This window comes from Rathayibacter sp. AY1C1, from assembly GCF_002932105.1.
Taxonomy (GTDB): Bacteria; Actinomycetota; Actinomycetes; order Actinomycetales; family Microbacteriaceae; genus Rathayibacter.
The window spans coordinates 1-23,073 of record NZ_PSWH01000013.1; the positions used below are offsets into that span (position 1 = coordinate 1).

Sequence of the window (23,073 nt, forward strand, 5' to 3'; positions counted from 1 at the left end):
CCCCCGCACCGACCGTCCCCGCCGGTCCCTCCTCCGCACCGCCCTGATCGGGACGACGACCGCTCTGCTGGCCGTCCTGGTCGCGGCGGCGCTCCTGTTCCACGCGTCCGGCGGACGCTGGTTCATCGTGCAGACGCCCTCCATGGGCACGGCCGCCCCGGTCGGCACCCTCGTCCTCACCGAGCCGACGGCCCTAGAGGAGGTCCGGGTCGGCGACGCGGTCAGCTTCCACCCCACCACCACGCCCGACGAGACCTACACCCACCGGGTCGTCGAGATCGCGGACGACGGCACGCTCCGCACCCAGGGCGACATCAACGGAGCCGTCGATCCGTGGGCCACCGGCCAGGACCAGCTCATCGGAGTCGTCACCACGGCGCTGCCGGTGCTCGGCTGGCTCGTGCGCGGCCTGCCGCTGCTGATCATCGGCGCCGTCCTCGTGCAGCTGCTCACCCGCTTCATCGCCTCGCCCACCCAGCGGGCGTCGATGCGGATCCTCGGCCTCTCGCTCGTCGCGTCCGTCACCGTCTTCGTGCTCCGCCCGCTCGTCGGCATCGTCGTCCTCGAGGCCACGGTCGACAGCGGCACGACGAACGCCACGCTCGTCTCGACGGGCGTCCTCCCCATCCGCGTGAGCGCCGAGGGCGCCGACCCCGTCGACCTGGTCTCCGGACAGGTCGGCCGCCTGCAGATCCCGGCGCACGACGGAGACGCCTACGCCCTCTCCTCCGCTCTGCACCTGCCGTTCTGGGGCTGGGTCCTCTTCGTCCTGCTCTGCGCGATCCCGGTGCTCTACACGGTCTTCGTCGGCCTCCCCGGCGAGCCGGAGCGGACCGCTGAGCGCGGCCGCCGCGCCGCCCGCGAGGAGGAGACGGCATGAGCCGGCACCGCCTCTCCGCCGCCTCACCGGCCGCGCGGCTGCGCACCCTCCTCGCCCGCCCGAGGTCTGTCGCCGCCGCCCTCGCCGCCGCCGCCCTGGCCGCCGTGCTGCTCACCGCCCCCGCCACCTCGGGCGCGTACACCGCGTCGATCCTGAACTCGACCAACACGGTCGGCAGCGCCGCCGCGTTCTTCACCTGCGACGGCGCCCTCGCCGCCGACCGCGGGGCCGCGCTCTTCGCCTACACGCTCGCGCAGCCGAGCGGATCGACGACCGCGCCCGACACGGACTCCGGCCAGTACCCGGGCACCTACCGCTCCACCGGCCTCTTCCCGACCGCGATGGTCAGCTCCGCCGCGACGCCCAAGGCCTGCCCGCGCGACGCGGGCGGCTCGTGGACGCCGAACGGCACCAACCAGTACCTGAGCACGCCGCTGGAGATCAGGAACCCCGGCACCTTCAGCACCGAGATCTGGTTCAAGACCACGAACGCCGGCGGCAAGCTCTTCAGCTTCAGCGCGGGCGCCACCGCTCCCGGCGGCCAGTACGACCGCCACACCTACATCGGTGCCGACGGCAAGCTCGTCTTCGGCGTCTACAACGGCGCCGCGCAGACCATCACGAGCACCCGAGCCGTCAACGACGGGCTCTGGCACCACGTCGTCTCCACGCTCTCGCCGACGGCGGGCATCGCGCTCTGGGTCGACGGCGTGAAGGTCGCCTCGAACAGCACGTACCGCACGGCCGAGAACACGACGGGCACCTGGAAGATCGGATACGACAGCCTCGGCGGCCAGTGGCCGAACGTCGGCTCCTCGTACTTCGGCGGGAGCCTGCGCTACGCCGCGGTGTACTCGACGGTCCTCACGCCGGAGCAGATCCAGACGCACTACGCGGCAGGACGCTGAGCGAACGGCCCGGTCGGCGGCGCCTCCGCAGCCCTAGGGTGAGCGGATGAGCACCCCCGCCCTCTCGCGCCGCGCCCGCTTCCACCAGCGGTTCCTCGTGGAGGAGCGCGTGATGGCCCCGGAGGCGCGCCGCGGCCTCGACCGGGCCGGCTTCGGCCTCATCGGCGTCGGCGTCGTCCTCTTCGCGGCCTTCACCGCGCAGGTCGCGAGCGGCACCGGCCTCACCGTCCTCGACCCGGTCGTCGCCGAGTGGTTCCGCGAGAAGCGCTCCGCCGAGGGCACGGTCGTGATGGACGCGCTCGCCACCGTCTTCGGGCCGGTCTACCTGCCGGTCATCATCCTGGCGGTGCTCGTGCTCTGGTTCGTCCTCGCCCGCCACCTCTGGCGGCCGATCCTCCTGGCCGGCGGCATGCTCGTCGGGATGCTCAGCGTGCAGCTGGCCGCTCACCTCGTGATGCGGATGCGTCCGCCGGTCGAGTACATGCTGCTCGGGCCCGACGGCACGTTCTCGTTCCCCTCCGGCCACGTCACCGGCGTGAGCGACTTCTTCCTGATCACCACGTTCCTCCTCGCCTCCCGCCGCTCCTCCCGGAGCTGGATGATCGGGGGCTTCGCGCTCTCGCTCGGGATGATCGCCGGCCAGATCGTCGCCCGGCTCTACCTCGGCTACCACTGGCTGACCGACACGCTCGCCTCGGTGTCGCTCGCCCTGATCGTGCTCGGCTCGGTGATCGTCATCGACACCCGCCGGACCGCGGTCGTGCGGGGCGACGCGGACTGACCGGCGCGGCGCCTCCCTCTGCGGCGAGGAGCCGACCGCGGGAGCAGGCCCTGTCGTCAGCCCCGGTCGGCCGGATCCTCCTCGGTGACGATCGGCACCGGCTCCGTCACGCCGATCGTGCTGACGATCGGGACGATCCCGGTGCGGGTGAACGGCTCCTCCGCGGGAGCCGCCGGCTCGTCGGGCAGCGGCGCGGGGTCGACCGCGGCCGGCGCCGACGGGTCGGACGCCGGGAGGCCGGGTCCGCTGCCCGGCGCCGTAGCGTCCTGCCCTGCGTCCGTCTGCCCCGCTTCTGCGCCGTCGGGGTAGAGGACGTCGGCGGCGAGGGCCTGCTCGATCCCGCGGTCCCGGCGGGTCCGGGCGCGGACCGGCGCCACCGCCCGCACGATCGGGGTGCGCAGGCGACGGTAGGCGATCCGGCCGAGCGTGACTCCGCCGGCGAGGCCCAGCGCGATCATGCCCGCCTGGAGCAGGAGCTCGATCCCGGCGCTCGGGCCGGCGTTCGAGGTGAGGCCGAGGACGCCGCGGTAGAGGGTGAGGCCGGGCAGGAGGGGGACGATCGCGCACGCGGTCGTCACCACGGCGGGCACCCGCATCCGCTCGGCCAGCATCTCGCCGAGCAGGCCGATCGCCAGCGCCGGGAGGGCGTTGGCCATGAGCGGCGCGAAGCCCGAGGTGGTCAAGGAGTCGGAGACGAGGAACGCGCCGGCTCCGGTGAGGGCGGCGATGAGCGCGGGCCGCGGCGGGGTGTGCGACGAGAGCGCCCAGGCGCCGGCCGCGACCCCGGCACCGAGCACCTGCACAGCGGCAGGCCAGGGGCGGGCGTAGGAGTCGACCAGCACCAGCTCGACCCCGAGCGAGCGCGCGCCGTCGAGCACCACGGCGATCCCGACGACGATGCCCAGCGTCAGCAGCCCGACCTCGAGCAGTCGGCCGCCCGCGGTGATCGGGAACCCGTTGATCGCGTCGTCCGCCGCTCCCACGAACGAGAGCCCGGCGAGGAGCACGACCACCCCCGACGCGACGACGAGCGCGGGCGGCAGCACCGCCAGCTCGACGGGCAGACGCGGCACGACCGCGAGCAGCACCACCGCCACTCCGGTCGCCAGCGCGGCGCCCGCGATCTGCTGGAAGAAGGCGGGCAGGCCCCAGCGGGCGAGCAGCTGGTTGACCAGGTCGATCGCGGCGGCCGTCGCGGCGGCGAGGAGCACGACGAGGGGTCCGCCCCCGAGCAGGAGCGCGACGCCCGCGGCCATCAGCGCGAGCGTGAGGGTGACGACTCCGCGGCGGTAGCGGTGCGGCTGGACGAGGATCGCGTCGAGCCGGTCGTGCGCGGCCTCGAACTGGTGCCGGGCCTCCTCGCGGGCCTCGGCGGAATCGACGGCATCGGCGACCCGCACCTCCGGCGAGCCCTCGGTGATGGCGGTGACGAGCGCCGTCACGCGAGCGAGCCGCTCGTAGTCGGCGCTGCGGGAGGGGACGACGCGCAGCACGCTCACGCTGGGGGAGTCGTCGCCTCCGTCGTGCACGACAAGGATCGACGTGAAGGTGAGGTCGACCTGGCACTCGATGCCGTACGCGCGGCACACCCGCTGGATCGTCTCGGTCACCTCGGCGGCCGCGGACCCCAGCGAGAGCAGCGTCTCGCCCAGCCGCACGGCCAGCTCGAGCACCCCGCGGACCGTCTGCTCGGCGAGGAGCGCCCGCTGCGCTCGACGGCTCACCGGGGCCGCGGGCCGCTGCCCACCGAGCTTGCCGACGACCTGCTGCAGAAGACGAGGAGAGCGCACCGTCCAGGGTAGGCACGCGGGGGCCGGTCCGGGGACGGGTTGCGCCGGCGGCTTCTGCGCGGATGCCCGGGCAGCAGCCCTCAGAAGCAGGCGAGCACCCGGGTCGTCAGCCAGAGGGCGGCCTCGAGCTCGGTGTGCAGCTCCCGGCCGAGGGCGAGCCAGCGCTCCTCCGCCTCGGCGCTCCTCCAGCCCTCGAACACGTCGCATCCGGCGGCCCAGAGCTCCTGCCAGCGGAGCAGCGGTCCGTGCAGGGCCTCCGGGACGCCGATCGCACCCGGGTCGTCGACCGGGCCGTCGACCGCCCAGAGCGGATACTCCGCGCCGTGGTCCGGGTACAGGCGGAGGTCGGCGAGCCGCCCCTCCCGATCGGCCCGCGCGCGGGCGAGGGTGTCCTCCTCCGTCGCGAACGGCGGGACGATCCACTCGATCTGCGTGACGGGATCGACGACTCGGCGTTCCACGGCTCCTCCTCCGCTCCTCGATGCGCGCACGACGGTAGCAGGGCCGTTCCGCGCAGCATCGGAGGGGGCCTGCCTACACTGGCGAGCGACTGCGTCCGCGAACGGGCGGGCGGGGCGAGGGGTGGGAGCGCATGAGGGTTCACGAGCGCGCGGTGCGGCACGGGCGGCTCCGGCGGCGGTCCGGGGTGCGGACAGTGGTGGTCGGGATCGCGGCGGTGGTCGGCGTCCTCGCCGTCAGCGCCACCTCGCTCGTGGCGATCGCGACGGTGAGCATCAGCCGGAACGTCGCCGACAACGCGGTCGACCTGGGCGTCGCTCCTCCCACCGCCGGGAACGTGCAGATGGGCGCGGTCGAGGGCGGCTTCGACGTCCTGGTGGTCGGCACCGACAACGACGCCACGCAGGGCGACTCCTTCGGCGTCCGCGACGACACGCTCAACGACGTCAACATCCTGCTCCACGTCTCGGCCGACCATCGCAGCGCGACGGTGATCAGCTTCCCGCGCGACCTGATCCTGGACCGTCCCGCCTGCACGGACCCCGAGACGGGCGTCGTCACCGAGGCGGCCGCCGGCGTCCCGCTCAACTCCGCGTTCCAGTACGGCGGGCTCGCCTGCGTCAACGACACCCTGCAGCAGTTCACCGGCCTGACGGTGCCCTACGCCGGCTGGGTGTCCTTCAACGGCGTCATCGAGATGAGCAACGCCGTCGGCGGCGTCCCGATCTGCCTCACGGGTCCGATCCTCGACACCGACTCGGGCCTCGACCTGCCCGCCGGCACCTCCACCGTCTCCGGGTCGATGGCCCTCTCGTTCCTCCGCAGCCGCCACGGCGTCGGCGACCAGAGCGACCTCAGCCGCATCTCGTCGCAGCAGCAGTACCTGGCCTCCCTGATGCGCACCGTCCGCTCGGCCGACACCCTCTCGAACATCCCCGCCCTCTACGGACTCGCGCAGGCGACCTCGTCGAACGTGCACCTGTCGACGTCGCTCACGAGCCCGGCGACGATGATCTCGCTCGCCCTCGCGCTGAAGGACGTCGACCTCTCGAAGATGGTGTTCGTGCAGTACCCGGCGCTCGACGACCCGGACTACCCGGGCAAGGTCGTGCCGAACGCCGAGGTCGGCGCCGAGCTCATGAGCCGCGTCCTCAACGACCAGCCGGTGACCCTCGCATCCGACGCTCCGGCGGAGGAGGCGCCCGCGGCGGAGACGCCCGCGGAGGGCGGCGCGGCTCCGACGGATCCCGCTCCCGTCGCCGTCGACGCTCCGGGTCAGACCGCGGCGGAGGAGACCTGCGCGGTGCCGTCCGACTGACCCGACAGGTCTCGCGACGACGAAGGCGCCCGGGCGGTGTGCCCGGGCGCCTTCGTCGTGCGCGGTGCGCGGCCGTCTACGCGCGGCGGCGGCGGAGCACCGTCAGGGCGAGACCGCCGAGGATGCCGAAGGCGGCCAGGGCGAGCGGCGCGGTCGTCGAGACGCCGGTCGAGGCGAGGACGGGGCGGTGGCCGCCCGTCTGCGCCGCGGGTCCGGAGCCGGCCGGGTGCACTGCGGGCCCGGCGCCGGCAGGGTGCGCCGTGACGGCGGCGACCGCGGCGGAGCAGTCGGCCTCTCCGGCGATCGGGTCCTCCTCCGTCAGCGTGTAGTCGTAGGAGGTGCTCGCCACGAGACCGCTCGACGTGCCGCGGGCGATGACGCAGTAGATCTCGCTCGCCGGGTCCTGCAGAGGGTACTCGCCGAGGGAGATCAGGCTCCAGCCGAGCCCGTCGACGCCGACCTCGAGGCTCGAGCCGCCGCCCGTGAGCGTCTGGCGCGCACCCGAGGTCGAGAAGACGCCGATCGAGACGGTCTCGTCCGCGCCGAAGCCGAGGAGAGCGCCACCGCTGGTGGGCTGTCCGTCCGCCGGGGCGGGCTCGGGCGAAGCCCCCTGGGGCCAGATCCGGATCGCGGTGCGCGAGGGGACCTGCTCCAGCGACGACGTCACGGAGCGTCCGCTGGTCTCTCCCGTGGCGGTGACGGAGAAGGTGCCCAGCTGGTCCGCCATGGTGTCGGCGTCGAGCAGGACGAAGGCCTCGCCCGAGAGCGGGGTCGGCGCGGGGGGCACGAGGGCGGAGGTGCTGCCGTCGGGCGCGGTGAGCGTGACGGACACGTCCTCGCCGCGGTCGAATCCGCGGAACGAGGCGACGACGCCGTAGATCCGGAACTCTCCGACCTGGATGTCCGCACCGGCCGGGAGCACCCCGCCGTCCTCCCGGTTCTGGAAGACGACGCTCGTGTCGGGCTGCGTCACGGTCAGCTCGACGGCATCGGAGGCGACACGGGCGCCCGAGGCGTCGAGTCCCTCCGCGACGACGGAGATCGTCTCGCCGGGGAGCGGGAGGTGGGGGTCCACCGCGACGCCGTCCGCGTCGGTGGGGAGCCAGTCCTGGAGGCGGAGCTCGCCGGAGGCGGTGATCACGCTGGTGGTGACGGCCTCCTCCGAGGCGCCGTCGCGGAGCACGACGACGGCGACGGTGCCGGGCTGGAAACCGGTCCCGGACACGTCCAGGCCGCCGGCCCAGCCCTCCGCCGAGGGGATCGCGGAGAACGCCGAGCCCGCTTCGTAGGTGGTGCGGTCGAGGGCGATCGCCAGGGGCGACTGCGCGCTCTCGACGGGCGCGGTGGTCGGAGCCGGAGTGGGCGCCGGAGTCGAGGCCGGCTGCGGCGTCGCCGTGGGCTCCGGAGTCGCGGTCGGCTCCGCGGTGGGAGCCGGCTCGGCCGGTGCGGGGCTCGAGGCGGCGTCAGGGACGACCTCGGTGGCCAGGGCGACGGACGGGAACGCGAGCGCCCCCAGCAGTGCCGCAGTGGTGATGATGGTGACGCCGTGGCGTCGTCGCGCAGAACGCACGATTCCTGCTTTCTCCGAGCCGCTGATCGCGGTCGGCTTCCCCATGAGCGGGGGACGATCGCCCCCTGTGGCCGAGTGTGTCCTATGCGGAACCTCAGCCGGTGCCGGATCCTGCAACGATCCGATCACGCCGCGCGGCGCGAGGTGACGGTTCGGTCACGGCCGGGCGCGGCGATTCTGACGGGCCGGTGGTCGTCGCTCTCCGGAGGCTCCTCAGGCCGGCGGCACGACCAGCAGGACCACGCCGATCGCGGCGCTCACCGCGGCGACCACGCACCAGCGCTCCGCCCGGGTTCCCGCGGGTCCGCGCGTCCGCGCCACGGCGCCGAGACCGATCGCGAGCACGGCGATGCCGATCTGCAGGGCCACCGTCGTCCGGATCAGCGCCCACGCCTCGAAGGCGCTCGCTCCGGTCGATCCGGTGGCGAGGAGCGGCACTCCGCCGACGCCCGCCGGGACGAGCAGCAGGCCGGATCCGATCGCCAGCGCCGCGATCAGGTGGGCGAGCACGTCGTCCAGCGCGGTCCGAGGCGGCGCGCCGACCGGCGCGAGGGCGGCGGTGCCGGGCCTGATCGCGACCGTGCGGAGGTGCATGGGGCGAGCGTAGGCCCGGACCGCACCCGAGCGGACCCCCTGCGGAGGCCCCTGTCCGGTGGGCATTCCGGGGGAGGATCGGCGCTGAGCGAGTAGTCGAGGGCCCCGCCCTCCGGTCGCTCGTCGACGCCGTCCGTGCGGCTCGCTTCACGCCCGTCAGTCGCTGCTCCCGGTCCAGGTCCCTTCGATCACCTGGATCAGGTCGTGCCGCTCATCGGGGCCCAGATCCGGTTCGAACTCGACGACGAGCCGGTCCGACCGGTAGACGTCCCTCGTGTTGTACACCGTCGCCTGCCGCGCGAGATCGAGGGAGTGGTAGCGGTGGATCGACGCCCCGGGCCCGTCGACGCCCTCCACGCACCCACGACGATCTCCGCAGGCCTCCCTGCTCGGAGCGGCAGCGCGCTCGAGTCCGTCCAGCTCCGCGCGGGTGACGTCCCGGATCGTGATCCTCGATCTCGAGTCGTCGAGGAGGAGCCCCGCTCCGAAGACGGCGGCTCCGCCGACGACGGCCCCGACGACGAGACCCGCCGCCCCGAAGACGACGGCGGTCCGGCCGACCGTTCCCGTGGCTCTGCTCGTCGCTGTCATGGAGGTCCTCTCTTCGGCCGGCTGCTCGGGCGGACGGCGGAGTGCCACCGCATCCGGAGAACCTCCCAGCGCTCATCGGCGGAGTCAAGAGCGCACACCTCGATGGCAGGAGATGTGGCGCGATCGTCGACGCAGAGGGTGCAGCAGCAGGCTCCGCATCCGCCCGGCGCCTCCGCCTCAGGCGCCGTCTCCGGCAGGATCAGGGGATGCGCCTGCAGACCCTCACCACCGGATCCGGACCACGACACGTCGGGCTGGTGCACGGTCTCGGCGCGTCGGCGACGACCTGGGGGCCGTTCGTCGAGCGGCTCGTCGCGACCGGCCGCTACACGGTCACGGCCGTCGATCTGCGTGGGCACGGCGCGAGCCCGCGGGCGGAGTCGTACCGGATCGACGACATGGCCGCTGATCTGGTCGAGTCGCTGCCGGCGGGGCTCGACAGCGTGGTCGGCCACTCGCTCGGCGGCGCGGTGCTGCAGCGCGCCGTCGCCGCACTCGCGCCCGGCCGGGCCGTCTACCTCGATCCCGGGTTCGCCCTGTCGCTGCCGACGAGCGGCCTCGCCGGACGGCTGTTCTGGGCGGTGCCGCTCCTGTCGCTCGGCCTCGCTCAGCTCGGACAGGCGCGGGCGGGCGCCGCGGTCCGCGCCGCCTACAGCCCCGAGACCCGCGCGCTCCTCGACGACGCGAAGAAGCGGTTCGACGCGCGGATGGCCGTCGGCGTGTTCCGGGACGTCGCCTTCCACCCGGTCCCGGTCGAGGCGCCGACGGTCCCGTCGACGGTCGTGCTCTCCGACCAGTCGCCGGCGGTGCTGCCGGACGCCCTGGCCGCGCGGCTCGAGCAGCGGGGCTGGCAGGTGCGCCGGCTCCCGGGCGTGCACCACGACATGCAGCTCGAGGACCCGGACAGGACGTTCGCCGCGATCGCGGACGTGCTCTAGCCGCCCCCTCCGCGGGTCGGGCGCCGGTGAACGGGGATTCCGGGTGCATCCGTACCTCGCGGATCAAGACGTCGGGCGATCCCGGAGGCCCGCCCGCCGTCCTCCTGCGCCCGCGGTCAGCGGACGGTCGTCGCGGCGTTGTCGGCGTTGCTGCGCATCGACGGGTCCGGTGTCCTGACCGAGAACGCGGCGGCGAAGGCGGTCGCGGTGCCGGTGCGCGTGGCCGTGACGGTGATCCTCTCGGTGACTTTCTGCCCGTTCGCGAGACTCGAGCGCGGGAAGATCACGATGCTCCCGATGCGGCTGTACGAGCCCGTGGCGGACTCGAACTGCACGGTCGGGGGGAGGATCACCTTCGAGTAGACGGACGTCGACGCGGAGGGTCCGGCGTTCTTCGTGATGAGCGTGTACGTGAACGTCCTCCCCTTCACCGCGGTGGTCGGAGCGGAGACGTCGACGCGCAGGTCGGCCCTCGTGGTCGCCTTCTGCGGAGAGACGGTCAGCGTGCTCGCCGCCTCGACGGTGCCCGCCGGGTTCACCGCGCGGAGGGTGAAGCCGTACGTCCCCGCGGTGGTCGGAGTACCGGTGAGGCGCCCCGAGCCGTCGAGGGCGAGCCCAGGAGGCAGAGTGCCCGACGCGACGGTGACGACCGGCGCCGGGGATCCGGTCGCCGTGTACGTGAAGTCGTAGGCGGAGCCGACCACGCCGGCCGCGGCCGTCCCCGAGAGGGTCGGAGCGGTCGCCGCCTGCCCGACGGTGAGTGTGTGGGGCGCGCCGGTGGTGGTGCCGAAGGTGGTGCGGGCGGACACGGTGAAGGAGGACGCTCCCTCGACGGTCGGGGTGCCGGAGAGGACGCCCGCGGAGGTGAGGGTCAGGCCGGCCGGGAGGGACCCGGAGGCGAACTCGATCGTCGACGCGCCGCCGGTGGCGAAGGTGTAGGAGAAGGGCGTTCCGAGAGGCGCCGTCGCCGGAGGGGCGTCGGCCGTGAAGACGGGCCGAGCGCCGAGGGCGAGGCTGTGGAAGCTGCCGCCGGACACGGCGGTGGCGCCGGTGAGTCCCGTCGGCACGGAGGCCTCGCCGAAGCCGTCGTAGCCCCAGGCGGTGACGGTGCCGTCGCGGCGCAGAGCGATGCTGTGGTAGCCGCCGGCGGCGACGGCGGTGACGTCCGCGAGGCCGTCGGGGACGTCGGACTGGCCGTCGCTGTCGCTGCCCCAGGCGACGACGGTCCCGTCCGCGCGCAGCGCGAGGCTGTGGGTGGCTCCGGCGGAGACGGCGGTGACGCCGGTGAGTCCCGCGGGCACGTCGGTCTGCCCGAAGGCGTCGTCTCCCCAGGCGGTGACGGTGCCGTCGCGGTGCAGCGCGAGGTCGTGGAAGCGGCCGGCGGCGATGGCGACGACTCCGCTGAGCCCGTCCGGCACGGTCGCCTGTCCAGAGAAGTCGTATCCCCAGGCGGTGACGGTCCCGTCGCCGTGCAGGGCGAGGTTGTGGTAGCCGCCGGCAGCGATGGCGGTGACGTCGGCGAGCCCGTCCGGCACCGTGGCCTGCCCGTCGCCGTCGTCGCCCCAGGCGGTGACGGTCCCGTCCCTGCGCAGGGCGAGGCTGTGGTTGACGCCGGCGTCGACGGCGACGACGTCGTCCAGACCGGTCGGCACGGTGGCCTGCCCGCTGCTGTCCTCGCCCCAGGCGGCGACGGTGCTGTCGCTGCGCAGGGCGAGGCTGTGGGAGCCGCCCGCGGCGATCGCCGTCGCGTCGGTGAGCCCAGCCGGCGCAGCGACCTGCCCGCTGGAGTCGTCACCCCAGCCGACGACACCGGTCGCCGCGGGAGCCGCGGCGACCGCGGACAGGGGAGCCGTGGTCCCGAGGAGGAGCGCGACCGTCGCCGTCAGCGCGAGCAGGCCGAGCGCCGGCCGAGGCCTCGTCCTCCGCTCAGGGGTCGAGCGGGCCGTGCCGGCGTCCGGGTCGGTCGGGCGGGAGGCGGAGGGAGAGCGCATGCTGGAGCCTTCGATCGGGTCGACCGTGGGCGGCCGTCTCCGAACAGTGGCACCCGGTCCCACCGCCGACAACAGCCTCTAGCGGACATGTCCGCAACAGGGCAGGGGCCGGTGCGCGGAGGATGCGTCGGCCTCGGAACGGGCCCGCGGAGCATCCCCCACCGGTGCCGGGGCCGATCCCGACGGATCGCGCGCAGGCGTCTCGCGCAGACCGATCGCGGCGAGACGTTCTCCTCCCGGCCACCCGTGCCGGACGCCCCGGCCCCTACCGTGGCCGCATGACAGCAGCGGAGTCAGGACGTCCCGGAGCCCGTGAGCGGGGCTCGAGCGGGATTATCGCGGCCGGCGCTCTGATGCTCGCCTCGGCCGGGCTGCAGCAGCTCGCCGCCGTTCAGCGCTGGGCCGTCGCCGGGCCGATCCTGGGCGAGCAGGCGATCGAGGACCACCGGTACGACTACTCGTGGCCCTCCGATCCGTGGGAGAACGTCGGATCGGCAGCGCAGCTGCTCGGGATCGGGCACCTCCTCGTCGCTCTCGCCGTCCTCGCCGCGGTCGGTCCGGGACGGCGGCGCCCGGTCGCGGTGCTGCGGATCGTGGTCGCCGCGGCGTTCGGCTGCCTCGGCCTGCACGCGGTCCTGTCCGGGATCCTCGGAGCACCGACGATCCTGCAGGCGATGCTCCCGGCGGTCCTGCTGGGTCTGGCCGCACCCGCCGGCCTGCTCGTCCTCGCGGTCCTCGTGGCGAGGACGTCGCCCCTCCGCGCCGCGTCCTTCGTCCTCCTGATCGGATCGACGCTGCCCGGCTACCTCGTCGCGACGTTCGCGATCGCTCCCGCGCTCGTCGACTACCAGTCGTACGACACCACGCCCTGGACGGAGTCGGTCGTCGCCGCCTCGGTGGCCCTCGCCGGGGCGGCGCTCCTGCTCGAAGCGCTGATCCGCTCGATCGTGCATCGCGCGGGGGCCGTGCCGCGTCGCGAGTCGCCGGGAGCCGACGCGTCCTGATCGAACGGCGGGCTCACCCGGCCCGCTCGGTCGTGCCGATCCCCCCGGACGCGAGGAAGGGCCGCCCCGAGGGACGGCCCTTCCCGCGACTCCGTCGGCCCGCGCTCCTCCAGAGGAGCCGGGCCGACGAGTGCTCAGTGCTGGCGGATCTTGTCGATCAGCTTCCCGCCGAGGTCCTTGACCTTGTCGGTGATGGGGGTGCTCGACTTCGGGCGCTCGGTGACGGTGAACGGCAGGGTGATCGCCTTGCCGGTCTGGTCGCCGGTCACCGTGACGCTGTAGTCGCCGGGCGTGGTGGGCGCCTTCGCCGTGACGGTGAGGCCGCCGCCGGCGAGGTCGCGGGTCGCGGTGCGGTCCGTGAAGAGGGGCGCGGAGCCGATCAGCTGCGTGTCCCCGTTGAAGCCCTTCGCGGTGAGGGTGACGTCGGCTCCGGGGGCGAACGACGAGCCGGAGAGCTCGGCGGTGGCTCCGAAGCTCATCGAGCGGATGTCGCGGTCCACTCCGAGCGCGTTCGTGATGGTGAAGAACGTGTCGGTCTGGTCGGTGAGCCCGGCGACGTTCGCCGCGCCCGGCCCGTAGGCGGCGATGCGCAGCTGCGTTCCGGTGTGCTGCTGCGATCCGCCCTCGGCGGCCGTGCCGTACGACACCTTCATGGTGCTGCCGTCGGCGGTCTTCAGCGCGGTGCTGAGCGAGGTCGGCGGGGTGGAGTCGACGATCTGGCTGGAGTGGGCGTGGTCGGCGGTGACGATGACGAGGGTGTTCCCGTCCGCCTCGGCGAAGGCGAGCGCGGCCTGGACGGCCTCGTCGAGGTCGACGGTCTCGCCGATCTGGCCGCACGCGTTCGCGGCGTGGTCCTGCTTGTCGATGCTCGCGCCCTCGACCTGGAGGAAGAAGCCCTGGTCGCCGGTGTCGAGGAGGTCGATCGCCTTCTCGGTCATGGAGCGGAGCGTCGGCTGCTCGGCCGGACGGTCGGGGTTCGCGACGCAGGTCTGCGGGGCGGCGTCCGCTCCGCCGACCGTCGCCGGGGTGGGCGCGTAGCGGACGGGCAGGTTGCCGGAGTTGAACAGTCCGAGCACGGGCGCGTCCTGGTCGGCGACGGTCAGCGCGTCGAGCTGCGCGGCGGTGGCGGGAGTCGTGGCGTCCCCGAGCACCTGGAAGCCGCGCTCCGCGGCCTGCTGGAACAGCGGCTCGCCGCTCCAGTCGCCGGCGCGGGCGACCTGCGCGAAGCTGGCCGACCCTCCGCCGAGGGTCAGGTCGGCGCGGGTGTCGAGGATCTGCTCGCTGATCGAGCCGAGTCCGCCGTTCTCCAGCGCGTCGTCGCCGCAGCTCGCGCTGTCGGGTCCGTAGCAGCTGCGGGCGTCGACGTGGGCGGCCTGCACGGCCGGGGTGGCGTCCTGGATCTCGGCGGTGGTGACGTTGCCGGTCTTCAGGCCGTTCGCCTTCGCGATCTCGAGGAGGGTGTCCTTGCGCTGCTGGTCGATGTCGACCGAGATGGCGTTGTCGTAGGTCTTGGTGCCGGTGGCCCAGGCGCTGCCGGTGGCGGCGGAGTCGGGTACGTAGTCCGGGGCGCCCTTGACGGCGCCCGTCGCCGGGTCGTCCGCCCGGTAGAGCGAGTAGGTCGTGTACTGGCCGGTGATCGGCAGGGCGTCGATCCCGGGGAAGCGGCCGGCCGCTCCGTACTGGTAGTTGCGAGCGACGGTGATCTCCGAATCGCCCATGCCGTCCCCGATGAGGAGGATGACGTTCTTCGCGTCCTGCTCCTTCACCGCTGCGCGCAGCGAGTCGGAGAGGTCGGCGTCGACCGGGGAGATGCGGGCGGCTCCGCCGGTGGCGGAGAGGTCGGCGGCACCGACAGCAGTGGCGGCGCCGGGTGCGGCCAGTGCGGCGGCGCAGACCAGAGCAGCGGCCGAGAGGGCCAGAGCGGAGCGTCCGCGGTTCGCGGAGCGGAACAGTCGTGTCACGTCGTGGACTCCTTGAGAGGTGAGACCCCGGAAAGGGGCACGCTCATCTCACTCCGGATCGCCCCGTCGGTGGGTGAACGGTGATGCATAGCTGAGTGAACTTTCCGACGAGGGCTCTCGGCCCTGGCGGCCCGCCGGAGCGTCCTGCCGACCGGCGCTCACCGGGAGCGTCGGTCGGCAGGGGCGCGGTCGCCGGGAGCCTTTCGGGTCAGCGCTGGACGAGCGGGACGGCGATGTCCGTGACGTCCGCGCCGATGGCGCCGAGCGGAGTCGCCGTTCCGTTCAGCAGTCCGATCTCGTAGAGCGACCCGTTGACGGCGGCGAGGCCGACCGAGCCGATGGAGCTGCCGTTGCGGAGGACGGAGTAGATGTCGAAGCCGGTCGCACCCGCTGCGTCGAGGCCGAGCTTCCCGGTCGGCGCCAGGGTGCCGGCGTTGGCCGGGGACTGGATCGCGATCTGGTCGAGGGCCGTGTCGAGGACGAACAGGGTGGTCGCGCTGTTCGCACCGAGGTCGTTGTTCGTGTACGCGGCCCCGGCGACACCGGTGGCCACGGCGGGCGCGGCGTAGCTGAGCGTGCCGTCGGCGACCGTCGCGGCGCCCGCGGTGGCGAACGGCTGACGGAGGTTCTGGCCCGTGTCGCTGACCACGCGGAGCGCGTTCGCGGCGGGGTTGAAGTCGACGCCGAAGGAGGTGCCGCTCAGCGCCACGGTGAGACGGGTCACCTGGGTGGCGACGCCGGTGGACGGGTTGATGGAGTAGACGCCGGCGCTCGCCGCGTTGTCCCCGACGCCGTAGAGGGCGCCGTCCTGGACCCGGTAGTCGATGCCGATGAGCGCGGTGTCGCCGCCGGTGAGGCCGGTGACGGCGACGCGGTTCGTGACCTTGCCGGGCTTGGTCGGGTTGAACTGCACGAGCTTCGTGCCGCCGTCGGACAGTCCGACGACCCGCAGCTTCGCCGCCACGGAGCGGACCGCGTTGATCAGGTTCCTGTCCGACGCGCTGCTGGAGTCGCTGGTCGCCGCGGCGGGAGCGACGCTGCTCGCACCGGCGAGCACGGGTGCCACCGCCATCACGCCCGCGACGGCGACAGCTGCGATACCGACTCTGATGTTCCTGCTCATCGTGCACTCCTCGAGACTTGCGGTCGCCGGAGATCGGCGGCTCGGAGGGGGATACCGTCCGGAGCGCGCGAGCGTTCATCCGATCCGGAGATCCGTGCCCCGTCACTCCGGCGAGCCGTCGGCGAACCGTCGGAGCGCGGCGGCGTAGCGGTCCGGGTCCCGGTGGTCGCTGTCGGTCAGGATCAGCACCGAGCCGGAGACGGCGCGCGCGTACTCGCCGCGGCAGGGGAGGGTGACCACCGTCCTCAGTCCGGCCTCCCAGGCGGGGACGAGGGAGCCGAGGCAGCGCCGCTCGGGGGCGGCGTCCAGAGGGACGTCCCGCGCGTCCATCCGGGCGGACCGCAGCTCGTCGTGCCAGGCGCGGAATGGGGCTCCGAGGGAGTCGTCGCCGAAGCGCTCGCGCCAGCCGGGGCCGCGCGCAAGGTCGAGGAGGCGTGCGCGCTCGGGGGATCCGTCGGCGGTGCTGGAGAGCTGCCGGAGGAGCGGGCCGGTCTCGACCGCCAGATGCTCGACGCAGTCCTGCCACAGCTGAGGCCAGGCGCGCTGCTCGTCGGCGCCGGGCTCCGCCGACCCGACCCGCTCCGGGGACCGCTCGAGCGGCGGCGGCCCGTCGCCCGCCGGAGTGAAGCCCCACGCTTCGCGGATCCAGAGGAGCTCGAGCAGCGCCGCGGGGTTGTCCTCGACCGTGATGACCATCTCCGACGGCCAGGGGTCGCCGGGAAGAGGACGGGATGCGCGCATGAGAGGAGCTCCTTCCGAGGGGATGAGGTCGGATCGTGCCGGAGAAGGCTCCAGGGAGGCTGGGCTCGCGTCGGCCGACGCGCCACTCCTCCGGGCGCCCAGCGGCGTCCCCGGTGATCGTCCCCGCGAGCGGTCGAGGACGGCGCCGAGCGCCTCCCGAATGTCGGTGCCCCCGACCTACACTCGGACGCGTTCGAACACACGTTCGATGCGATGAGGAGGGAGCCGACCATGGGCGTGACCGTCGTGGAGCGCATCGCGACCCCGGCCTCGGACGCCGTCGCCGTCATGTTCCTCGTCACCAGCGAGGCGGTGGCGGCCGGATTCCCGTCGCCGGCGCAGGACTACTTCGACGGGTCCCTCGACCTCAACGACCACCTGATCCGCGACAGGACGTCGACGTTCATCGTCCGCGTCTCGGGCGAGAGCATGGTCGGCGCGGGCATCAGCGACGGCGACGAACTCCTGGTCGACCGGTCGATCACGCCGACGCACGGGAGCGTCGTCATCGCGATCCTCGACGGCGAGCTGACCGTCAAGCGCCTCGAGCTGCACCCCGGGGGAGTGGTGCTGCGGGCCGAGAACCCGGAGTACCCGCCGATCCACGTCGCCGAGCTGAGCGACCTCCAGGTGTGGGGCGTCGTCACCGTCTGCCTCCACCGGCTGCACCGTGCGCTCTGAGCGGCGCATCGCCCTGGTCGACGTGAACTCGTTCTACGTCTCCTGCGAGCGGCTGTTCGATCCGAGGCTCGCGGGCCGGCCGGTCGTCGTCCTCTCGAACAACGACGGCTGCGTGGTCGCCCGCTCCGACGAGGTGAAGAGGCTCGGGATCGAGAACGGCACGCCCTGGTTCCAGATCGAGCCGCTCATCCGCTCCGGTCGCCTCCCGGAGGTGATCGCCCGATCGAGCAATTACGAGCTGTACGGCGAGCTGTCCGCGCGCGTGATGGAGCTGCTGGGCCGCTACTCCGCCTGGCAGGAGGTGTACTCGATCGACGAGTCCTTCCTCGGCGTCGACGGCGACGTGGCGGAGCGGGCGAAGATCGGCCGGGAGATGCGGGCGGCCGTCGCGAAGAACGTCGGGCTGCCCGTCTGCGTCGGCTTCGGACCGAGCAAGACTCTCGCGAAGTTCGTCAACAAGGGCGGAGCGAAGAAGCACCCGCGCCTGGGGGGCGTCTGCGACACGGACTGGTACACGCCCGAGCAGCTCGACGCGCTCATGGCCTCGCAGCACGTCACCGAGCTGTGGGGAGTCGCCGGCCGCACAGGGAAGCGCCTCGCGGAGCTGTCCATCCACACCGTCCGCGACCTCCGCGACGCGGACCCCGCGCTGATCCGCAAGAAGTTCTCGGTCGTCCTGCAGCGCTCCGTCTACGAGCTGCGCGGCGTCGACTGCATCCCGCTCGAGGCCGCCCGCACCGTCCGCGACCAGCTGATCTTCTCCCGGTCGTTCGCCACTCCCGTGACGACGATCAGCGACATGGAGCAGGTGCTCTCCGTCTACGCGCAGCGCGCCGCCCACCGCCTCCGCGCGCAGGAGTCGGTCACCAGGACGATGAGCGTGTTCGCGTCGACGTCGCCGTTCGCGGACGCGCCGTACGAGTCCGCCGGCGGCCTGGCCGGCTTCCCCGTTCCCACGGACGACCCGGTGGCGATGGTGAGGGCCGCGATCGGCACCCTGCGCCCGCGGCTGCGGGAGGGCGCGCGCTACGTGCGGGCCGGCGTCATCCTCACGAACCTCTCACCGCGGAACTCCCACGCGCTGCTCGAGATCTTCGACACCGCCTTCGACACGAAGGGCCTCGGCGCCACCATCGACGCCGTGACGAAGCGCCACGGGCGATCTGCGGTCGGCCTCGGGCTGGCGGGCATCCGCACGGGGCCGGTGTGGACGATGAAGCGCGACGCCCTCTCGCTCCGGGCGACGACGCACTGGGGCGAGCTGGCGACGGCGCACGCGCGGTGAGCCCGCCGCCGGGGAGATCGGGTCATCCGACGCGTAGGCGCCCGGGGCTGTCTCGGGCAGGCTCGTCGCCATCGACGAGTGTCGGTGCGGGGACGGCGGGAGGACCCATGGCCGAGAGCTGGCAGGACGCGTCGGTGCGGGGCGTCGCGATGATCGAGAACGAGCTGGTCGTGCGCGACTTCCTCGAGGTGTGGAGCGCTCGCGACAGCCGCCAGCTCATCCCGTTCCTGCATCCGGAGGTCGTCTACAGCGCGTGGAGCTCGCAGGAGATCGCGGGGCGGGCGCGGGTCCTCGAGATGTGCGACGAGGTCCATCGGGCGTTCACCGAGATCCGGATCGCCCTCGTCACGATCGCCGTGGCAGGAAGCGTCGTCCTCACCGAGCACGCCCTGCACCTCCGCTCGGACACGGGGGAGGGCCACTGGCTCCGCTGCTTCGGGAGCTACGAGCTCCGCGGAGAGCAGATCGTCACCTGGCGGCAGCTCCATGGCTGAGGGCCTCGCGTGACGGCGGTGACCGGGCCCGCGCGCCTCAGGCTCGCCCTGGTGCTGCTGGCGATCGCCTCGGGCGCGACCGACGCGTTCGCGTTCCTCCTGCTCGGCGGCATCTTCACCGCGAACATGACGGGCAACCTGGTGCTGCTGGGGCTGTACCCCCGCTCCGCCTGGCTGACGACCGCGGCCGGAGCGGTCACGGCGATCGTCTTCTTCGCCGGAGCGGTCTACGCCGGGTTCCGCACGACCCGGGCGCGCACGCCGTCGACCGGCGACGGGAGACGTCCGCTCCGCTCGATCGCGCTCGTGGGGGTCGTCCTGCAGCTCGCCGTCGCGGTCGCCTGGCCGACGGTGCAGAGCGGAAGGTCGCTGCTCGTCGACTGCGCGTTCATCGCGACCAGCGCGACGGCGCTCGGGCTGCAGACCGTGCTCGCGAAGCGGATCTCCGGCGCCGCCGGCCTGACGACGACGTTCGTCACGGGCACGCTCACGAGCCTGATGCAGGAGCTCGCCGAGCGCTCGTCCGGGTCGAGGACCGTCCAGGCGCTCATCGTCGCGAGCCTCGCGGTCGGGGCCGTCGTCGGAGCGGCGACCGTGACGCTCGCTCCGGCCTGGGCCCCGACGCCGGCCCTGGTGCTCTCGGCGGTCGCCGTCGTGCTTCTCTTCGCGCACCGCGCGCGAGCCGTGCCCGCGGGAGCGGAGCCCGGGGCCCCGCGTCCCGCGTGACCGGGATCAGGCGTCGAGCGCCCACTTCGGCCGGACCCAGTGGCAGGTGTAGCCGCCGGGGTGCTTGCGCAGGTAGTCCTGGTGCTCCTCCTCGGCGTCCCAGAACTCGCCGGCGGGCTCGACCTCGGTGACGACCGGTCCGGGCCAGCGGCCCGACGCGTCGATCTCGGCGATCGTCTGGCGCGCGACCCTCTCCTGCTCAGGCGAGAGGAAGAGGATCACGGAGCGGTAGGCCGTGCCGATGTCGTTGCCCTGACGGTTCTTCGTCGTCGGGTCGTGCACCTGGAAGAAGAACTCGAGCAGGTCGCGGTAGGAGAGCTGCTCGGGATCGAACTCGATCTCGACCGCCTCCGCGTGGTCGCCGTGGTGGCGGTAGGTCGCGTTCGGCGTGCTGCCGCCGGCGTACCCGGCGCGGGTGCTGAAGACGCCCGGCATGTCGCGGATGAGCTCCTGGAGCCCCCAGAAGCATCCGCCCGCGAGGATCGCGCGCTCCTCGGCCATCAGACGCCTGCCTTCGTGTCGTGCGCGGACTCGCGCGGAGAGATCATCATGCGGGCAAGTCCATCACGACCGGGGACGTCGCGGCGAGCGTCGGACGACTCTCGGAGCAGACCGTCGGCGGGGGAGCCGAGCGTGTCCCGGCCGAGCGCTCCGTCACTGCGATCGGTACGCCGCCGGGGATGCACCGGTGGGAACGAGTCATCTGACCGGGTCGCTCCGGGTGCCCCCGTTCCTACGCTCGTCGGTACAACCGAGGAGAGAGCGGAGCGGACCATGGAGCAGCCGAACGTCGAGACGCGCAGTGCACGGCGGGTGATCGAGACCCTGACCGCCAACGGCGTGAAGTACGTCTTCGGGATCCCGGGAGCGAAGATCGACGCGGTCTTCGACGTCCTCGCCGACGAGGGGCCGGAGCTGATCGTCTGCCGGCACGAGCAGAACGCCGCCTTCATGGCCGCCACGGTGGGACGGCTGACGGGCAGCCCGGGCGTCGTCCTCGTGACCTCCGGCCCCGGCACGACCAACCTCGCCACCGGCCTGCTCACGGCCAACACGGAGCAGGACCCGGTCGTCGCGCTCGCCGGGGCCGTGCAGCTCTCCGACCGCCTCAAGCGCACGCACCAGTCGATGGATGCGGCCGCCTTCCTCTCCACCGTGACGAAGTACACGGTCGAGTCGACGGATCCGGACGACGTCTCGGAGGCGGTCAGCAACGCCTTCCGCGCCGCCGTCACCGAGCCCCGAGGCGCCGCGGCGGTCGTCCTGTCGGCCAGCGTGATGGCCGCGCCGACCTCGCAGGTCATCACCCGGGCGGCCACGGGGCCGACGAGCGGTCCGGCGCGCGCCGAGGACCTCACCCACGCCGCCGACCTGATCAACACCGCGGAGCGGCCCGTCCTCCTCGTGGGACTCCGCGCGTCGGAGCCGGCGACCGTGGCGGCACTGCGGGTCCTGATCAGCGAGACGGAGCTGCCGGTGATCGAGACGTTCCAGGCGGCCGGCCTCGTCTCCCGCGAGCTCGAGGACCACTACCTCGGCCGCGTCGGCCTGTTCAAGAACCAGCCCGCCGACCTCGCCCTCGCCGAGTCCGATCTCGTCGTCGCGATCGGCTACGACGCCGTCGAGTACGACCCGGTGATCTGGAACAGCGACGTCGCCCGCCGGATCGTCCACATCGACTCCGTCGACGCCCCGCTGGACAACCACTACCTGCCCGCGCTGGAGCTGAAGGGCGACCTCGCGCAGACCGTCACGGCCCTCACGCCCCTCGTCTCCGGCCTGCAGCTCGACGAGGACGCGGCCGACCGGGTCGCCCGGCACCGGAGCGAGCTGGAGCGGATCGACGACGCGGCGCGGACGGCCGAGGCGGCTCCCGGGACCGTCGATCCCGCCCGCCTCGTGCTCCTGATGCGCGACCTGCTCTCGGACGACGCCACCGTGGCCTGCGACATCGGCTCGAACTACATCTTCATGGCCCGGCACTTCCGCGTGTACGAGCCCAAGCACCTGCTCTTCTCGAACGGGCAGCAGACCCTCGGCGTCTCCTTCCCGTGGGGCATGGCGGCGAGCCTCCTGCGCCCCGGGACCCCGGTGGTCTCCGTCTCGGGTGACGGAGGGTTCCTGTTCTCCGCGACGGAGATCGAGACGGCGACGCGGCTCGGCCTCTCGTTCACGCACGTGATCATGCGGGACGACACCTACGACATGGTCGGCTTCCAGCAGCTGCTGAAGTACGGCCGCAAGTCCGGGGTCCAGCTCGGCGACTACGACATCGAGAAGTTCGCCGCGGCGTTCGGCGCCACGGGCAGGCGGGTGAGCGGCCTCGCCGAGTTCGAGGAGGCCTTCCGCGCCTCCCTCGCCGAGCCGGGCGTCTCGATCATCGACGTCGCGGTGGACTACAGCCGCAACGTCGACATCGCCGCCCACCTGGTCGAGGACGCCTTCGAATGAGCACGCACACGGTCGACTCGACCGACGACTACGCGATCTACCAGAGCTCGACCATGGCCGCGCTGCTGGCCGGGGTCTACGACGGGGACCTGACGATCCGCGAGCTGCTCACCCACGGCGACCTCGGGCTGGGCACCTTCAACCACCTGGACGGCGAGATGGTGATCGTCGACGGCGTCTGCTACCACCTGCGCAGCGACGGCTCCGTCCAGGTCGCGGACGGCGACGACCGGACGCCCTTCGCCGCCGTGCTGCCCTTCCACGCGACCACGACGTTCACGGTCGAGGAGCCGACCGGTCTCGCCGGACTCACCCGGCTGATCGATGACGCGGTCGACGGCGGGAACATCCCCGTCGCCCTGCGGATCGACGGCCGGTTCACCGAGGTCCGCACTCGGACCGTGGGCGAGCAGACGGAGCCGTACCCGCCCCTGATCGAGGCGACCGCCCACCAGAGCGTCACCGGCATCGCCGACACCTGCGGCACGATCGCGGGCTTCCGCACTCCGCAGTTCGAGCAGGCCGTGTCGGTCCCCGGGTACCACCTGCACTACGTCGACGACGCCCGCGAGAAGGGCGGGCACGTCCTCGACGTGACCGTGGCCGAGGTGACGGTCTCGCTCACGACCGTCGCCGGACTGCACCTCGCGCTCCCGGAGACGGACCAGTTCCGCCGGGCGGACCTGGCGATGAAGGACATCGCGGCGCAGGAGGCGCGAGCGGAGGGGTGAGGCGGGCGGGACCTCCGGGGAGACGGGCCGGCCGCGACACGTCTCCCCGAAGGCCC

At 73.1% G+C, this 23,073-nt stretch carries 22 protein-coding genes; 12 read left to right on the forward strand and 10 right to left on the reverse strand.

Going from position 1 to position 23,073, the window contains the following annotated elements; translation table 11 throughout:
- The 3 genes from C5C71_RS17560 to C5C71_RS08010 all read left to right on the forward strand — a co-directional run.
- A partial coding sequence (locus C5C71_RS17560) for a S26 family signal peptidase (protein WP_104337480.1) occupies window positions 1-880 on the forward strand: 880 nt, incomplete at its 5' end.
- Window positions 877-1,788 (forward strand): LamG domain-containing protein, encoded by a 912-nt coding sequence (locus C5C71_RS08005; RefSeq protein ID WP_104337481.1) that lies wholly within the window; start codon window positions 877-879, stop codon window positions 1,786-1,788. The genes C5C71_RS17560 and C5C71_RS08005, both read left to right, overlap by 4 nt.
- A 46-nt stretch (window positions 1,789-1,834) precedes the next feature.
- Complete coding sequence (locus C5C71_RS08010) at window positions 1,835-2,569, forward strand: phosphatase PAP2 family protein (RefSeq protein ID WP_104337482.1); 735 nt, start codon at window positions 1,835-1,837, stop codon at window positions 2,567-2,569.
- 56 nt (window positions 2,570-2,625) lie between these two features.
- Here C5C71_RS08010 and C5C71_RS08015 read toward each other — a convergent pair whose 3' ends face one another.
- Entirely contained in the window at window positions 2,626-4,359 is a 1,734-nt protein-coding gene (locus C5C71_RS08015; protein ID WP_181065667.1) for a threonine/serine exporter ThrE family protein, read from the reverse strand.
- 80 nt (window positions 4,360-4,439) lie between these two features.
- Window positions 4,440-4,820, reverse strand: coding sequence for a hypothetical protein (locus tag C5C71_RS17565; protein ID WP_181027137.1), 381 nt, complete (start codon window positions 4,818-4,820; stop codon window positions 4,440-4,442).
- 131 nt (window positions 4,821-4,951) lie between these two features.
- Between C5C71_RS17565 and C5C71_RS08020 the strand changes: the two genes are divergently transcribed.
- The gene (locus C5C71_RS08020) at window positions 4,952-6,136 is read left to right on the forward strand and encodes an LCP family protein (protein ID WP_146078973.1); all 1,185 of its coding nucleotides are present in this window, start codon (window positions 4,952-4,954) and stop codon (window positions 6,134-6,136) included.
- 76 nt (window positions 6,137-6,212) lie between these two features.
- Here C5C71_RS08020 and C5C71_RS08025 read toward each other — a convergent pair whose 3' ends face one another.
- From C5C71_RS08025 to C5C71_RS08035, 3 genes are all read right to left on the reverse strand, one after another.
- Entirely contained in the window at window positions 6,213-7,706 is a 1,494-nt protein-coding gene (locus C5C71_RS08025; protein WP_146078972.1) for an LPXTG cell wall anchor domain-containing protein, read from the reverse strand.
- Window positions 7,707-7,919: 213 nt separating this feature from the next.
- Window positions 7,920-8,300 (reverse strand): hypothetical protein, encoded by a 381-nt coding sequence (locus C5C71_RS08030; RefSeq protein WP_104262235.1) that lies wholly within the window; start codon window positions 8,298-8,300, stop codon window positions 7,920-7,922.
- 156 nt (window positions 8,301-8,456) lie between these two features.
- Window positions 8,457-8,891 carry a hypothetical protein gene (locus tag C5C71_RS08035; protein WP_104226555.1) on the reverse strand — a complete coding sequence of 145 codons (435 nt, stop codon included), beginning with the start codon at window positions 8,889-8,891 and terminating at the stop codon, window positions 8,457-8,459.
- A 206-nt stretch (window positions 8,892-9,097) separates the two neighbouring features.
- Between C5C71_RS08035 and C5C71_RS08040 the strand changes: the two genes are divergently transcribed.
- On the forward strand, window positions 9,098-9,829 hold the full coding sequence (locus tag C5C71_RS08040; protein WP_104226554.1) for an alpha/beta fold hydrolase: 732 nt from the start codon (window positions 9,098-9,100) through the stop codon (window positions 9,827-9,829).
- A gap of 116 nt (window positions 9,830-9,945) precedes the next feature.
- Here C5C71_RS08040 and C5C71_RS17275 read toward each other — a convergent pair whose 3' ends face one another.
- Window positions 9,946-11,820 (reverse strand): DUF11 domain-containing protein, encoded by a 1,875-nt coding sequence (locus C5C71_RS17275; protein ID WP_146084444.1) that lies wholly within the window; start codon window positions 11,818-11,820, stop codon window positions 9,946-9,948.
- A gap of 278 nt (window positions 11,821-12,098) precedes the next feature.
- Here C5C71_RS17275 and C5C71_RS08050 point away from each other — a divergent pair, with 278 nt between their 5' ends.
- On the forward strand, window positions 12,099-12,824 hold the full coding sequence (locus tag C5C71_RS08050) for a hypothetical protein (protein WP_146084445.1): 726 nt from the start codon (window positions 12,099-12,101) through the stop codon (window positions 12,822-12,824).
- 134 nt (window positions 12,825-12,958) lie between these two features.
- On the opposite strand, the gene phoA is transcribed toward C5C71_RS08050, so the two are convergent.
- The 3 genes from phoA to C5C71_RS08065 form a co-directional block, all read right to left on the reverse strand.
- Window positions 12,959-14,785 carry an alkaline phosphatase gene (gene phoA, locus C5C71_RS08055; RefSeq protein WP_258068678.1) on the reverse strand — a complete coding sequence of 609 codons (1,827 nt, stop codon included), beginning with the start codon at window positions 14,783-14,785 and terminating at the stop codon, window positions 12,959-12,961.
- Between the two features lie 208 nt (window positions 14,786-14,993).
- Complete coding sequence (locus tag C5C71_RS08060; RefSeq protein ID WP_219814169.1) at window positions 14,994-15,908, reverse strand: DUF4394 domain-containing protein; 915 nt, start codon at window positions 15,906-15,908, stop codon at window positions 14,994-14,996.
- A 102-nt stretch (window positions 15,909-16,010) separates the two neighbouring features.
- Window positions 16,011-16,649, reverse strand: coding sequence for a hypothetical protein (locus C5C71_RS08065; protein ID WP_104337485.1), 639 nt, complete (start codon window positions 16,647-16,649; stop codon window positions 16,011-16,013).
- 288 nt (window positions 16,650-16,937) lie between these two features.
- On the opposite strand from C5C71_RS08065, the gene C5C71_RS08070 reads away from it, so the two are divergent.
- The 4 genes from C5C71_RS08070 to C5C71_RS08085 all read left to right on the forward strand — a co-directional run bounded on the left by C5C71_RS08070 (window position 16,938) and on the right by C5C71_RS08085 (window position 19,835).
- Window positions 16,938-17,330 carry a LexA family transcriptional regulator gene (locus tag C5C71_RS08070; protein ID WP_258068686.1) on the forward strand — a complete coding sequence of 131 codons (393 nt, stop codon included), beginning with the start codon at window positions 16,938-16,940 and terminating at the stop codon, window positions 17,328-17,330.
- The gene (locus C5C71_RS08075) at window positions 17,320-18,615 is read left to right on the forward strand and encodes a Y-family DNA polymerase (RefSeq protein ID WP_104247118.1); all 1,296 of its coding nucleotides are present in this window, start codon (window positions 17,320-17,322) and stop codon (window positions 18,613-18,615) included. The genes C5C71_RS08070 and C5C71_RS08075 overlap by 11 nt, the downstream gene beginning before the upstream one ends.
- Window positions 18,616-18,722: 107 nt before the next feature.
- The gene (locus C5C71_RS08080; protein WP_104337487.1) at window positions 18,723-19,109 is read left to right on the forward strand and encodes a nuclear transport factor 2 family protein; all 387 of its coding nucleotides are present in this window, start codon (window positions 18,723-18,725) and stop codon (window positions 19,107-19,109) included.
- An 18-nt stretch (window positions 19,110-19,127) separates the two neighbouring features.
- A complete protein-coding gene (locus C5C71_RS08085) occupies window positions 19,128-19,835 on the forward strand; it encodes a YoaK family protein (protein ID WP_181065668.1) in 708 nt (235 codons plus the stop codon).
- Window positions 19,836-19,841: 6 nt separating this feature from the next.
- Here C5C71_RS08085 and msrA read toward each other — a convergent pair whose 3' ends face one another.
- Window positions 19,842-20,336, reverse strand: a complete 495-nt coding sequence (gene msrA, locus C5C71_RS08090; RefSeq protein WP_104288389.1) for a peptide-methionine (S)-S-oxide reductase MsrA — start codon at window positions 20,334-20,336, stop codon at window positions 19,842-19,844.
- 273 nt (window positions 20,337-20,609) lie between these two features.
- Between msrA and alsS the strand changes: the two genes are divergently transcribed.
- Window positions 20,610-22,286 (forward strand): acetolactate synthase AlsS, encoded by a 1,677-nt coding sequence (gene alsS, locus C5C71_RS08095; protein WP_104337489.1) that lies wholly within the window; start codon window positions 20,610-20,612, stop codon window positions 22,284-22,286.
- Entirely contained in the window at window positions 22,283-23,017 is a 735-nt protein-coding gene (gene budA / locus C5C71_RS08100) for an acetolactate decarboxylase (RefSeq protein ID WP_104337490.1), read from the forward strand. Before alsS ends, budA begins: the two co-directional genes overlap by 4 nt.
- The last annotated feature ends 56 nt before the right edge of the window (window positions 23,018-23,073 follow it).